General features: G+C 46.0%; 11 protein-coding genes. 8 read left to right on the top strand and 3 right to left on the bottom strand.

Annotated features, from left to right (window positions below):
- Entirely contained in the window at positions 1-330 is a 330-nt protein-coding gene (locus tag FYJ73_RS08245; protein ID WP_154534243.1) for a cupin domain-containing protein, read from the bottom strand.
- Positions 331-556: 226 nt separating this feature from the next.
- Between FYJ73_RS08245 and recD2 the strand changes: the two genes are divergently transcribed.
- The 3 genes from recD2 to FYJ73_RS08230 all read left to right on the top strand — a co-directional run bounded on the left by recD2 (position 557) and on the right by FYJ73_RS08230 (position 3,969).
- A complete protein-coding gene (gene recD2, locus FYJ73_RS08240) occupies positions 557-2,752 on the top strand; it encodes an SF1B family DNA helicase RecD2 (RefSeq protein WP_154534242.1) in 2,196 nt (731 codons plus the stop codon).
- Between the two features lie 69 nt (positions 2,753-2,821).
- On the top strand, positions 2,822-3,220 hold the full coding sequence (locus FYJ73_RS08235) for an OsmC family protein (RefSeq protein ID WP_154534241.1): 399 nt from the start codon (positions 2,822-2,824) through the stop codon (positions 3,218-3,220).
- A gap of 116 nt (positions 3,221-3,336) precedes the next feature.
- Positions 3,337-3,969, top strand: coding sequence for a hypothetical protein (locus FYJ73_RS08230; RefSeq protein ID WP_154534240.1), 633 nt, complete (start codon positions 3,337-3,339; stop codon positions 3,967-3,969).
- Positions 3,970-4,388: 419 nt separating this feature from the next.
- Here the strand turns inward: FYJ73_RS08230 and FYJ73_RS08225 are convergent, their stop codons facing one another.
- Positions 4,389-5,711, bottom strand: a complete 1,323-nt coding sequence (locus FYJ73_RS08225; protein ID WP_154534239.1) for an Ig-like domain-containing protein — start codon at positions 5,709-5,711, stop codon at positions 4,389-4,391.
- A gap of 21 nt (positions 5,712-5,732) precedes the next feature.
- Positions 5,733-6,602: an Ig-like domain-containing protein gene (locus FYJ73_RS08220; RefSeq protein WP_154534238.1), complete on the bottom strand. Its 870-nt coding sequence runs from the start codon at positions 6,600-6,602 to the stop codon at positions 5,733-5,735.
- Between the two features lie 169 nt (positions 6,603-6,771).
- Here FYJ73_RS08220 and FYJ73_RS08215 point away from each other — a divergent pair, with 169 nt between their 5' ends.
- From FYJ73_RS08215 to FYJ73_RS08195, 5 genes are all read left to right on the top strand, one after another.
- On the top strand, positions 6,772-7,764 hold the full coding sequence (locus tag FYJ73_RS08215; RefSeq protein ID WP_206081735.1) for a helix-turn-helix transcriptional regulator: 993 nt from the start codon (positions 6,772-6,774) through the stop codon (positions 7,762-7,764).
- A 75-nt stretch (positions 7,765-7,839) separates the two neighbouring features.
- Positions 7,840-9,000, top strand: coding sequence for a restriction endonuclease subunit M (locus tag FYJ73_RS08210; RefSeq protein WP_154534236.1), 1,161 nt, complete (start codon positions 7,840-7,842; stop codon positions 8,998-9,000).
- A gap of 20 nt (positions 9,001-9,020) precedes the next feature.
- On the top strand, positions 9,021-13,643 hold the full coding sequence (locus FYJ73_RS08205; RefSeq protein ID WP_154534235.1) for an Eco57I restriction-modification methylase domain-containing protein: 4,623 nt from the start codon (positions 9,021-9,023) through the stop codon (positions 13,641-13,643).
- A 3-nt stretch (positions 13,644-13,646) separates the two neighbouring features.
- Entirely contained in the window at positions 13,647-14,081 is a 435-nt protein-coding gene (locus FYJ73_RS08200) for a DUF6078 family protein (RefSeq protein ID WP_206081734.1), read from the top strand.
- A gap of 134 nt (positions 14,082-14,215) precedes the next feature.
- Entirely contained in the window at positions 14,216-15,004 is a 789-nt protein-coding gene (locus tag FYJ73_RS08195; RefSeq protein WP_154534234.1) for an HNH endonuclease, read from the top strand.
- Positions 15,005-15,009 lie beyond the last annotated feature (5 nt).

The raw sequence follows: 15,009 nt of genomic DNA, 5'->3' as shown, positions 1-15,009 counted from the left end.
TTATGCTGATATCACAGACAGTAAGACAGTGAAACGCTTGTTGGCATGCAGACTGTGCTTGGCATTGGCCGGCACTACGAGCAGCTGTCCCTCGTGAGGATTGAATACCTGACCGTCAATGGTCACCTCTGCCTCACCATCGAGAACATAGAGCGTAGCCTGATAAGGAACACTGTGCTCAGCAATATCCGTTCCGGCATCAGCAGCCTTCAGTTCAACGCCTCCGCCCTTGACGAACGTCACCATCTTCTCATCGACCTCTCCCGGCTTATAGTCGATCAGACTCTTGTAGTCGAACACCTTCTTTGTCTCAATTCCTTTTGTATCCATTGTCGTAATATTTATGTGGTTATTTTCTATTAAGGACAAAGCAAAGTCTGTTCCAACGGTAATCTGCCTAATGTCGGGGTAACACTTGTTATCATCCTTCATAATGCCAAATGTCATAAAGAGGAACAAAAGCTACGATTCATTCGTTTGTCTGCCAATTTAGCGTTATCTTTGCAAATATACTTAGCATTAATGGACAACCACGTAGATGGTTGAACATTTAACAATGAGCAAGCTTCGAGCAGTCATAGAACGAATCACCTATCAGAGTGCAGAGAACGGTTACAGCATCCTGAAGGCTAACGTGAAGGGATACAACGATCTCGTCACGCTGGTCGGCAATATGCCGGAAGTGACCGTCGGCACGGTGATGGTGGCTGAGGGCGAATGGAAAGTCAACAAGCAGTATGGCTCCCAGTTCGTCGTCAGCACCTATGAGGAAGCCATGCCTGCCACGGAGTTTGGTATTGAGAAGTACCTCGGTAGCGGTCTGGTCAAGGGTATCGGTCCGAAATATGCCAAGCTCATTGTCTCTACCTTTGGTCTCGACACATTTGATGTCATTGAGAAGGAGCCGAAGAAACTCAGTGATGTGCCCGGCATCGGTCCCAAGCGCATCAAGAAAATCCACGACTCGTGGATGAAGCAGCTCGATGTGAAGGAAGTGATGGTGTTCCTCCAAGGTAACGGCGTCAGCACCGCCTACGCTGCAAAGATCTACAAAGCCTACGGTAAGGAAAGTATCCAGAAGGTACAGGACAATCCTTATTGCCTTGCCGATGACATCTGGGGCATCGGCTTCAAGACAGCTGACAGCATTGCTGAGAAGATGGGCTATACGAAGAACGACTCGAGGCGCTGCAAGAGCGGCATCGTCTATACGCTAAACCAACTGTCCAATGAGGGGCATGTCTATGCTGAACGCAACCAACTGCTTGATGCCGGCGTCCAACTGCTCGGAGCTGACAAGGATTCTATCGAACAGGTGCTTGACAAGATGATAGCCTCAGAGGACCTGAAGATAGAAGGTGAAGCTATCTATCTGCCTCCACTCTATTATAGTGAGGTCGGTGTGGCCAACAAGTTGCGACTGCTGATGCAGGACACCTCCAAGACGCTCTTCCAGAAGGAACCGAACATCAAGGAGATTCAGAAACGTACGGGCATCACCTACGACGACTTACAGACGGAGGCTATCCGTCAGGCGGTGAAGTCAAAGGTCATGGTGTTGACCGGTGGCCCAGGTACGGGCAAGACAACAGTCACGCAAGGTATCATCGCTGCCTGGCAGACCATGGGCTTGGAGATTCTCTGTGCTGCTCCTACCGGCCGTGCCGCCAAACGAATGACGGAGGCAACAGGCATGGAGTCTAAGACCATCCACCGACTGCTCGGCTTCAACCCATCCGAAGGATATAAGTATAATGAGGACAATCCCCTTGAAGGTGACGCACTGATTGTTGACGAGAGCTCGATGATTGACATTGTATTGATGAACTCGCTCCTCAAAGCCCTTCCCCAAGGCATGCGCCTGCTCCTCGTTGGCGATGTAGACCAGTTGCCTTCTGTAGGTCCCGGCAATGTATTGCGTGATATCATATCTTCTAATGTTGTCCCCGTTGTCCGTCTGACCCGCATCTTCCGTCAGGCACAGACAAGCCGAATCATCATGAATGCCCACGCCATCAACGAGGGGCGCTTCCCCGACATCAGTAATGGTAGACAGTCCGATTTCTTCTTCATGGAATCAGAAGATCCGGAGCAGATAGCTTCGACTATCGTCAGTCTCGTTAAGTCCCGTCTTCCACAAGCCTATCATGTGCCTTCGACAAGCATACAGGTTCTCACACCGATGCAACGCTCGGTCATTGGAGCCAGCAATCTCAACATCTCCATCCAACAGGCTGTCAACCCTGTCGGTGAAGGCTTGCAGCGAGGCGGTTACACCTTCCGGAAGAACGACCGCGTCATGCAGCTCAAGAATGACTACCAGAAGGAAGTGTTCAACGGTGATATGGGCATCGTCACGCTCGTAAACATGGAAGACCGGACATTGACCGTCAATTTTGATGGCAAGTCTGTTGAATATGAATCCTCGGAGCTCGATGAGTTGAGCCTTTCCTATGCTACAACCATCCACAAGAGTCAAGGCTCGGAATACCCCATCGTCATCATCCCCGTCCACTTCACCAACTATGTCATGCTACAGCGGAACCTCATCTACACTGCCGTGACCCGTGCCAAGAAGATCTGCATTCTCATCGGTACCCGCAAAGCATTGTGGTATGCGGTCAACCACAACACAGTCACCCAGCGCAACACCCTCCTCAAGGAACGGCTACAGGGGAAGATCATCGCTGTTTATCAGCGGAAGGACGACGAAGACCGTCTCGAGATGGCAGCAGAAGAGAAAATTAAGTGAATTTTGAACTCAATCTCAGATAAAAGTCGTATATTTGTCGCTGATAAAGTTAAACCAAATTCTACTATTATGAGCATCACTATTAAGAACATTGGCGGTTTCCGGATGGAAATCAGTAACGAGAAAGAACAGACACATACAGACGCTCCTGCTTCCCATGGTGGTAAAGGAGAGCTGATTACACCTGTCGAATTGTTTGCTGAGTCTTTAATGGCCTGTGCTTTGACCACCGCTTCCATGGGAGCAGCTAAGGCAGGCATCAATGCCGACGGATGGCATGCTGAACTGAAAGGCATTGAGTTTGCAGAAGGACACGCGAGTGTAACTGCCATCGCCATTGAGTTCCACTTCGGTAGTGAAGTTCCCGAGGCTCAGCGACGTCGCATTGAGGCATTCACGAAGAATGGCTGCACCGTTGGCAACTCGCTGAAGACCGAAGAGAAGTTCACCTTCGTGTATGATGCGTGATAATCGTGTAACAGGTAGATAATAGGGATTCCCTACATCCATATAGGGTAATCCCTTAGCTTTTCTTAAATCTTTTCACTAATTTTGCATTAGAGTAATAACCCAACAACCCAACTATGAAAAAGATTACTTCCATCTTTGCGACGCTTGCGTTGCTATCGACCATGAGCGTATCGGCTCAAACCACTAAACCCACGACTGATCAGCGAGTCGTTGCCTTGGAAAAAGAGGTAAAGACGCTCAACAATGACAACAGTACACTTAAGTCGACTGTCGCTGACCTTGAAAACCGACTCAACCAACTTGCAGACAGGAACGCAGAGTACAAGAAGGAACTCGACATTAGACAGGTAGTCGATACAATGGATATAGATGGCTATCGATATCAGTTTCAGAAAGCCGTAGGTAACCTGAAAAACGGTAACATTGACATCACGGTCTATGTCCGTAACACTGGCAAAAGTCGAAGCAAATATTTTTCTATGGCGATTTTGAAAGGTTACGATCAAGTTCCCTATAAAACTTTCTATTTCTCCTTTGGTCAACTCGGCAACAATGTCCTCATAGAAAACAACCAAGGTATGATGTTAACTATCACATTCGAGAAAATTCCGACTTCAACTAAGAGAATTGATGTTCTAACAATAAACAGCTACTTTGAAGGGGGAGGATTGAGCGAAATGAGTGCCGTCATGCATGATCTCCCCATTGAATGGAAGGACTTGCCGGTTGAAACTGAAGAATACTAAAAATCATGATAGTTTTTGTCCCCTTAATGTCTGCCGACATTAAAGGAACAAATTTTTAGATTAATCTTTGAACACGTCTATGCTGCTCACGAAGCCACAGCATTGACATTCAGCAGTGCCGTCATCGTAAACTACAATATCGGGGCACCCACATTCAGGACAGATTAAGTTACCCATAGGCTTACTTGAAGAATAATTTAATGAGGTCACCTAAACCAAAAGTGGTGCGGCGATACACTCGATTATATAAAGCCTTCTTCGGATGAAGCCATCCCATGCCACGTTTGCCATAGCCAGGGATGAAGGCTCGTTTAACGGCTCGGTTTAAACGGCCCGTGGTTCGTGCACTTATACTTCTTTTCAAAGAAGGTTTTCTGAATCCTACTTTCATAGAAAAAACAGTCTAAGAGCGAGTTCTGTTAAATCTCGAAGCTACCAGATTTTTCATACTGCTTACCATTGCATGTGAACTTTAAGGTAATGGTTTTCATCCATCCACTTACCCTGTAATAGTTCTGGAATTCATGTGATTCATGTGCCTTGATTTCAACGCTACCGCCATCTACATCTCCATCGAGATAGGTTACGGTAATATCGTAGTCACTTCTATTTGTGACAGTAAAATACCTTCCATAGTAGACACCACCGCCTGTAATAGTAACAGAGGTACCTGTCTCTGCTAAATCAACAAGATCTGTGATATCTTGTACAGTGACTTGTATTTTGCAGGAGTAATTACCATCTTCTGTTGTTATAGTTACGTCAGTTTTTCCTGTACCTTTAACGGTATAACTACCATCGGAAGCAATAGAGAGAACGTTTTCATTTGAAGATGTATATGTCACATTGCTGTTGGTTGGTTTAGAAGGCTTCAGACTATACCAGTCCTTAACGCTACCTGCATCACCTACCAAAAGATTCACAGTTTTCTCTTTTGCCTCTATCCCAATAACAGGCACATGACTCGTCCATTTATCGGCATCCTTTGATTCAGGACCGCCTATTAGAATATAATCTCCTGCATTCGCAGATTTACCTTCAAAACTACGTGTATAAGTAGCACCATCTTTATTGACCAGTTTGATTGTAGTGTTACCATTTTCAGATGGCAGTATTCCGTAGAACACGCAAGTATCACCATAGACTTCTTTACACAGTTCGCCATTTGAATGATAACTTGTATCCCATGTCATTGAGACCAAACTATTCAGATGGGAATACTCCTCCAATCCATCAATCCAGCAACTTTTATCCATACCAACAATGGCGATTCTACTTACAGGTCTTTGATTCATTTTGAGGTTAATTTCTACAACATCACCATGTTTCGTATAGCTGCCTTCCTTGGTGTAGAGAACGTCACCACCAGTGATGGTCGTATTGGCATCCTTATATAAGCTATCAGCATGAACAGCAGTCAGCTTTCCTTTGTCGTTTTGGAAGTTGGACTGGTCATTGTATTTTGTGACCGCCCATTCACCATCTCCCTGATACTGGAGGTTACATAGGTCATCCTCATTGCCATCAATGGCTACAAGGATCTTGTCACCGACAGTCCAGTCTTTTTTCGAAGATGCGGCACGTGTTCCGTTACTGCCAGTAGTAACATTTACGACAAATTTCAAGTCGTTGAATGATGAAGCCTGACTAATGGAAGGCTCATCGGTTTCGCTGCAGCCTATCATCATGAGTATAGTCATGAATAAGCATGAGGAGAATAGTATTCTGAAAATATTTTTCATAATCGTTCGATATTAAAAGTTCTACCAATTTTGTCCGTCTCCAAAGGGGTTATAATCAATCACTTCAGATGGCTTGATGGTTATTTCACAGGATGCTGTCTTCTTACCGTCAACAGTCGTAGCCGTAATAGTTACTTTACCAGCTTTAAGAGCCGTGACAACACCTTTGTTAACTGTAGCAAGTTGGTTATTGCTTGAGGACCAATCAATATCTGTAGTTGTTGCGTCGGAAGGCGTGATAGTCGGGACCAATGTTTCTTTTTGACCTCTGATTAAAGTCAGTGTAGATTGGTTTAATGAAATTCCATTCACACTAACGAAGACATTCACCTCACACTGAGCTTTTGCTTTTCCATCCGCAGATGTCGCTGTAATGGTAGCAGAACCTCCAGCCAAGGCTGTTATCTTTCCGTTCTGGTCAACAGATGCCACTTTCTCATTACTAGAGCTCCATACGATTGTCCTATTAGTGGCGTCATCCGGCGAGATTGTAGCTCCAAGAGTCTTCGAATCACCTTTTTCGATTCTCAAAGAGGTCTCAGACAGTGTAATGCTTGCCACATTGACATTAACGGTTACATTACAGGAAGCCGAGAATTGTCCGTCTGTTGACGTAACTGTAATAGTAGCTGAGCCTGCTCCGACAGCAGTGACTACACCAGAAGTACTGACAGTGGCAATAGAAGGATCAGAAGTCTTCCATGTCACTGTTGTGTCAGTGGCGTTCTGAGGAGTAATTGTCACATTGAGTTTCTGTGACTCACCTTTCAATAAAGTTAGAGTCTTTGGTGACAGACTGATTCCCGTAACTGAGACATCATCATCCTTGCTGCATGAGCCAAATATGGCTACAACAAGAAGCGTTAAGAGTAAAACACCGATTTTTTTCATAGAATTACTTTTTAGAGTTATACTTTATCGTTTTCACCCGCAAAGATACAACCCATATGTTCGCCCTATACGGACAGATGCAATTATTTTCCGAGAAAATGAAAAAAGTTGGACACGTCCGCATAGAGTGAACGTGAATACCTTATCTTTGCAGAAAAAAATAAGAACTATGCCAAATACAAAGAACTATTCCACGCGGCTGCGCGTCCTCGATCGATGTCTGCGCAGCGGACATGCCTATACGGGCAATGAACTTACGGCATTCATCAACGAGGCGCTTGAGCTTCGTGGTGAACCGAAGATCACGTCTCGCACGACGCTCATGGACGATCTGCTGAACATTGAGAACGAGTATCATACAACTATCATCCGTAAGAAGCGTGGTCGTCAGATGACCTATTATTATGAGGATCCTGAGTTCTCGATCTTTTCCGAGGAACTTTCCGAGGATGACTTCCTGCATCTCAGTCAGGCCCTCAGCATCCTTCGTCGCTTCAAAGGCATGCCACAGTTCGAATGGATGGAGGAACTTGGTGCACGCATGAACCTTTGTATGAACAATGCCAAGCAGGCGCGTGCCACTGTAGGCTTTGAGAGCTCCTTATATAATAAAGGTATGGAGTACTTCACACCGCTCTTCGATGCTATCCGTAAGAAGCAGACCGTAGAGTTGCGCTATCAGAGCTTCAAGATGAAGGAGCCGCAGACGCTCATCGTTCACCCTTACTATCTGAAGGAGTACAACAACCGTTGGTTCCTCTTCTGTTGCACCGGTGACTACACCAATCTCAGCAACTATCCCTTGGATCGCATATTAGCTATCAAGCCTGCTCAAGTGCCATTCCGTGACACCGATATAAACTTCGACGATTATTTCAAAGATGTCATTGGTGTGACAAAACGGGAAGGACAGCATGCCGAGAAGGTATTGCTTAAGTTCCCCAAGAATGAATACCCATACGTTGCAACCAAACCATGGCATGGTAGTCAGCATAAGGTGGCGGAAGACGAACAAAGCGTAACGATTGAACTCGATGTTGTACTCAACTATGAGCTTGAGCAGAAGATCCTCTCCTGGGGAGACTATGTCGAGGTGATCGGTCCTCAGGAACTTAGAGACAAGATTAAAGATAGAATTCAATCAAGTTTGAAAAGCTATTAAGGAAATAATATTCATAAACCGCAATTTTCTTCGCCAAGCATTGTTGAATTAAAATATTTTTGTTAATTTTGGGGCATGACAACGACGCAATATAGACTATTCGATCATATCACTGATGTTGACATCTCAGAGGAAGATATTTATGAATATTCCCCTGAGGTGCTCGATCAGTTGTTGATTGACCATACGATGTCGGCTAAGCTACGCAAGGAGAAGAATGATAAATCTCTGCATGCCAACATTTTCTGGGCAACCAATGACTACAGCGACCGTGAGGGAGAAGGCTATCAATATTACGATGAGATTCTTCCTGAGAATATCACGGGGCAGAATGGACGTGTCATTATGCCACGTGTCTTGAAAGACCGTCAACTGCAGATAGCCCGATCCAAGGATAAAGCAGAAGTGTTCACACCATCCTGGGTCTGCAACGCTCAGAACAACCTGATCGACGATGCATGGTTTGGACGAGACAATGTCTTCAATGAAGAACATTTTGAGGATGGTGTTCATACATGGATACCGACCGAAGGCCGCATTGAGTTCCCTGAAGACGACAAGAACAAGACCTGGAAGAAGTATGTCCGGGAGAACCGCTTGGAGATCACTTGTGGAGAAGCTCCGTATCTGGTCAGCCGTTACGATACGACAACCGGAGAACCAATCCCTATTGACCGTCGCATCGGACTTCTTGATCGAAAGTTGCGCGTAATTAATGAGAATACAGAGACCACCGGTGAATGGCTGAACATGGCCCGTGAGGCCTACAAGCACACCTATGGCTACGAGTGGCAAGGAGATAATATTGTCCTTGCCCGCGAAGCCTTACTCTTTACGTATATAGAAAACTTTATCCATAAGTTTAACAAGGAGAGGGATGAGCAAGGAAGGCTCATTGTTAAGAATGTTCCTCCTAAACCTTCTGTTATAGGCATAGCTCGTATCATCTCCTGGAACATCTGGCAGATGGATGGCTTGAAGATGGTCATACCTGACTCTTGTGATCATGTCTATACTACTGACTTATGGGGCAACAAGACGAAAAGAGAATGTCCGGCTTGTAAACGTGGTGATACACATGGGCACATTGGTGTAAAGTGCCTCATCCGCGACTGGAACAAGAAACGACCTAAAGACTGGGTAGTGAATGAATGGGAAGACCAAGGATCAAGTCCCTGGCAGAAGATTCCTTTTGTTACCGCATTCGGAGGCTCTGACGAAGAAAATGACGATTAGAAATTAAAAATCATCAAGATATGAAATATACGATCACACAGTCCCGCCTCCTGTATGTCTATTCTATCGGTGACAGGAAGCATAAAGACCTCCTCAAGGTAGGAGAGGTCTTTGTGGATAATGATCTTGCCAATCTACCCAACGATAAGTTGTATCCCGTGGTACGTAAGATTCTCGATGAGCGTACCTATATGAAGGGTGTGACTTATCATCTGGAGTATGTGGAGTGTACGACCTATGCTGCTGACACCCGATGCTATAGCGCTGAAGATGTCTATCGTACACTGACGCGCGATGGCGTGGCGCATGAATCATTCCAGAAAGTAAACAAAGAGGAAGCTGACATATGGTTCAATTGCGGCTTGGATGCCATTCTGAAAGCTATCAAGGAAATCAAAAACGGCCAAGGTGCCGGTCATGGAAAAATCATCTTCCGCCCTGAGCAGAAAGATGCCATCGACCAAACGGTCAAGCATTTCAAGGATAAGACTGGCAAGTCTTTCCTTTGGAATGCCAAGATGCGTTTCGGTAAAACGCTTTGTGCGCTTGAGGTAGCCCGTCGGTTGGATTATCAGGCTGTACTCATCATCACCCATCGTCCGGTTGTCGACAAGGGTTGGAGCGAAGACTTCGACAAGATCTTCAAAGACAAGCAGCATGACTATTATGCTACCCGTATGGACACCGATGAGGAAGTTGACGCTAAGAATTCCAAGCCCAATCATGTTCAGAACATCACACTGGGTCAGTTCAAGTCGCTTGCTGCCGATGTCAAGGCAGAGAAGAAACGCCTTGTTCTGTTTGTATCCATGCAGTATCTCCGTCTTTCCCAGCTCGTTCACGGCAAGGAGAAGCACCGTGATCCTCTGAAAGAGAAGATCATGACGGCTGATTGGGACATGGTGCTCATCGACGAGGCTCACGAAGGCATCGAGTCTACTGCCGGGGTGCGTGTGCTCAACAAGATCAAGGAGAAGAATCCGAACATTCTTTCCCTCTCGGGTACGCCTTTCAACCTGCTTGACAAGTTCGATGAGGATGCCATCTATACTTGGGACTATGTCATGGAGCAGCGTGCTAAACAGGAATGGGATGATAAGCATTACGGTGATCCCAATCCTTATGCTGTGCTCCCGCGTATGCAGATCCTTACCTTCACGCTGCCAAAGATGGTTCGCGATGAAAAGGTAGAGAACAATGAGACCTTCAAGTTCCATGAGTTCTTCCGTGTCTGGACCGAAGAAGACAAGACGCACATGCAGTCGCGTATTGACCGTGAGAAGAACGAGCTGAAAAAAGCGGAGCTGAAAGCGAAACTCAATGACATCGTTCCGGGTAAGTTTGTTCATGAGGCCGATGTCCGTCGGTTCGTAAAGAAATTGCATACCTCCTCTAATACAAGTATGTACCCCTTCTCCAATAAGGAGTTCCGGGAAAAGTTCCGCCATACGTTCTGGCTCTTGCCGGGTGTGCCCGAGGCTGCAGCTATGGAGCAGATACTTCGGGAGGATGACGTCTTTGGAGGCAAAGTAGGACACTTAGGCTTCCATATCATCAACGCAGCCGGTGACGGAAATATCGAGGATCCGAATGGCAGTGCACTTGCTGACGTGTTGGATAACATTCGGGGCAATGCAGAAAAGAATATCACCGCCAAGAAGCGCACGATCACGCTCTCTTGCGGTAAGCTGACAACCGGTGTGTCTGTGCCTGAATGGACGGCTGTGCTCTGTATGAAAGGCTCGGAGAATACGCCAGCTGCCAACTATATGCAGACCATCTTCCGTGTACAGACACATGCCGTGCTGAACGGACGACAGAAGTCAGACTGCTATGTCTTTGACTTCGCTCCTGACCGTGCTTTGACGGCAGTGGCTGAGACCTCGAAGATGGCAGTTATCTCCGGCGGTAAAGGTAAGTATGGTCAACAGCTTAAACTCTCTCAGAAGAAAGAGGAAGAGCATCTCGAAGCCTTCATCAAGCTTTGTCCTGTGCTCTCTATGGATGAGGGTGAGATGGGGCGCCAGTTCTCTGCCAACCAGATCTTCGAGAAACTCAACAATGTCTATATCGAGCGTGCCGTGCGTAGTGGCTATGCCGACAACAGCCTCTACAATCCGGAGAAACTGCTTGACCTTACTCCTGAGCAGGAAAAGGCGCTTGGTGATGTCCATGACTTGTTAGGCAGCATGCCGAATATCTGGAAACCGGAAAATATTACGATCAATAAGAACGGCCTCGGCGATACGAAGGATGCCGAGCAGGTGAAGTATGTCTTCTATCTCTCTGCAACGAATACAGTGCCTTCAACACCTGTTCTCTCCGGCGAGATGGATGACGAGAACCGGCCGAAGACAAATTCTGAAGGTTGGAACGACGAGATGAACAATGTCTCTCCGATGTTCAAGTACCTCTTCGTATCTCACACTAAATTGATCGACGGTGAGTGGACATCCTTCTCCAAGCCTGTGCTGTGGCGTGAATACCAGGAGCCGGACAAGGATGAGGAAAAAGCCAAGAAAGAGCGCGACCAAAAGAACAAGGAGAAGCGTGCCCGCATGTCCGTTCTTCGTGGTGTTGCTATCCGTATCCCTTTGCTTGTCTATGGCGCTGAGATCAATGATGATGCCGGCGAAGAAATCACGATCGACAACTTCACCGACCTGGTCGATGATGCTTCCTGGACAGAGTTCATGCCGAAAGGTTTCAAGAAAGAGACCTTCAACATCCTCAAGGATTGTTTCGACCGCTCTATCTTCACCGGTGCCGCCAAGCGCATCCGCTCTATGGTGAAGGAGGCTGACAACCTGAATACCGAGGACCGTATCAACAAGATTGCAACGATCTTCTCTTACTTCCACAATCCGGACAAGGAGACCGTGCTGACGCCGTGGCGTGTCGTCAACATGCAGCTCAGCGATACCGTCGGCGGCTACTGCTTCTTCAACGAGGAGTTTGACGGCAACTACACCGAGCAGAACCAGTATGGTGAGAATGTGAACAGTACGCGCCTTGTGGAGCAGAAAGAGACAGCGGAAGACGGCACGGAGAAGAACATCACCAAGGATATTTTTGGCGACTATTATGCTCGTATCCTTGAGATCAACTCCAAGACCGGTCTCTATCCGCTCTACATGGCTTACTCACTCTTCCGCATGTCGAAGCAGCAGGCGTTCCAGAACCTCAACCTTACGGGAGAGCGTGGAAAGAGTACCGATGCAGAGAGCTACAACCGCCAGGCGGACGATGATACGGAGATCTGGAAGGATGTTCTCGAAGACAATATCTTTGTCATCTGCCGCACAAAGATGGCAGCCAGCATCACGCGCCGTACATTGGCAGGCTTCCGCAAGGATGTCCGCATGAACGTGAAGTGTTACCGCAAGAACCTCCCTGTGGACGATTTGGCGCATGCCGGTATTATCAAAGATAAAACACCATACGTAGAAAAAGGAATAACAACTAAGGAGTGTGATCTCATCGATGTCTTGCGTGTCGATCCAGAGATTTTCCGTAAGGAAGTAGTGCGTGGCAAAGACTACTGGGAGGTCTATAACGCTATTCCTACTACTCCCAATGAAGATATCAATAATATGAAATTCAAAGCGATTGTAGGAAATCCGCCGTATCAAATAAATGATGGTAGTGGTGCTTCCGATGATGCTGCAAATCCAATTTATCAAGAGTTCGTACGAGTCTCCAAAGCATTAAAACCATCTTATTTATCTTTAATTATGCCTTCCAAATGGATGATTGGTGGTAAGCCTGTTCTGAGGAAGTTCAAGAAGGAAATGATGGCTGATGTGCATTTGTCAAAAATCTATGATTATGAGAATGATCGTGAGATTTTTGAAAACGCACATAATGATGGTGGCATTTGTTATATTCTCTGGGATGAGCAATATAACAAATCAGGGGAATTGCTTTATCATTTCAAGGATTTGAATGGTAATGTATCTGAAACTTTCAAGAAACTTGAAAGTAAAGATAGCGATATAGTAGTGCGTGATGCGCAAAGAGGACCTATTATATCGAAAGTGGTCTCAAATTCCCAAAGTTTAGCTACCATTATTTCCAAGACGAAGCCGTTTGGAATTAGGAAAGATCTTTTTAATAAACCAGAAAGATATCCGGATGCTAATCCATCAAATGCCCCCTATAATAATTCAGTTCTTATCTGGGGCGTAAAAGGAATCAAAGGAGGGGCTAAAAGAAAATATGCTTATGTAAATAAATCCATCATCAATAAAAATGTAGAATGGATTGATATGTATAAGCTATTCTTTACGACTTCATATTCTACCAATGCTTCTGTACCACCTGAAGATATAGAGTCATTGCCAGGTTCTGCTTGTACAGAGACTTTCATTGTCATCGGACCTTTTAGCTCTGAAGAAGAGATGAAACATTGTCATACTTATCTCCATACTAAATTTACTAGGGCCTTGATATATTTTGGTCATGGTACTATGCAGGTAACAGCAAAAGTATTCCAATTCGTTCCTCTTCAGAATTTCACTGCAATTAGTGATATTGATTGGACTCAGTCTATTGCAGACATCGATAAGCAGTTATACAAGAAGTATCACTTGTCGGAGGATGAAATAAACTTCATTGAGAACACAGTTAAACCCATGGATTAGCCAATGGACATCGATCTAACAACCAAGCCGTCGTATTATCCGACGTGTATCTCAACTACCTGTCCCAAGCGTGAGCATTGCCTTCACGCTTGGGCGTGGCAGCACCGCGATCCGAAAGTATGGCTCGTGGATGTGCTCAATCCCGATTTCACTGCTGAGGATGGCAATTGCAAGTATTTCTATGATGATCAGCCTCAGCGCTATGCACGAGGGTTTGAGAACTTCCAGAAACGGATGTATCCCGGCCAATATAAGAGTTTCATGTATGCTTGCGTTGCCCGGTTTGGCCGTAACCCTTACTTCATGCGACGGCGGGGCGAGACTCCCTTGCCGCCCTCGGAGCAGGCTTTCATCCGCCAGGTTTTGAAGCAAGTAGGTGCACCGGACGATCTCGAATTCGACGCTTACGAAGACCGAATCAACTGGGACGGAAAGTAAGAAACAATGGAATTGCACCAGTACTTCAATGAAATACTGGAGTAATCGTTCTTTAGTACTACTGTAATCTCACTTTAGTACTGCTGTAATCTCGCTTGAATACTCAACCCTAAGAAGTGAAATGAATCCTCAATATGGAACAAATCGATATAACATATCAGACCTTTCATGACGCGTTTAAGCGTTATCTACTCAAGAAGAACGTAGGAGACGACCATCGTGTTGCTGCACTACTCAATGTAGCTGAGCATGATCTGCCTACATTCATCCGTGAGAATGTCGATAATCAGTTCACGTCGCTCTATGATGTCCATGATGGTGGTTTGTTGCTGACTTATCAAGACCACATCACGACAAACGCTGTGCTGAAAGCGGTAGACCGCAACATGGATGAAATAAGTTACACGACGGTGCTGACATACTATCGTCGCTTCTTGAAATCTCGTGAATATCCAGATGGCAATGTAGCAGAACCATTGCCAGTGCCCGGCGAGAATAGTAATGATCAGGGTGACGATAACTTCGATCAGTCGGAGATAACACCAGGGGAGAAAGATCTTCATGAAGGTGCTGAGGTACAACTTCAACATGCAAGCCGTTATGAGCGTAGTCGTGAGGCTGTGGAAGAATGTAAAGCTTATTATCGCTCTCTACATCATGGCCATTTGGTTTGCGAGTGCTGCGGCTTCGATTTCTCCATCGCCTATCCCGGGCTGGGTGATGACTTTATAGAGATCCACCATCGTCACCCTGTCTCTCAACGAGGTGGTGACTACCAGATTGATCCCAAGAAAGACCTCGTACCGCTCTGCTCTAACTGTCACTCCATGATTCATCGCATCGGTGGTCCCGGTGACTGCATGTCGTTGGAAGACCTGAAGAAGCGATTCAAAGGTAAGCATTATCCGATGCCTGCAGAATAAAACTA

The sequence above is a fragment of the Hallella mizrahii genome (genome assembly GCF_009695775.1).
Lineage (GTDB): Bacteria > Bacteroidota > Bacteroidia > Bacteroidales > Bacteroidaceae > Prevotella > Prevotella mizrahii.
This window is presented reverse-complemented; position numbering and strand designations above follow the sequence as displayed.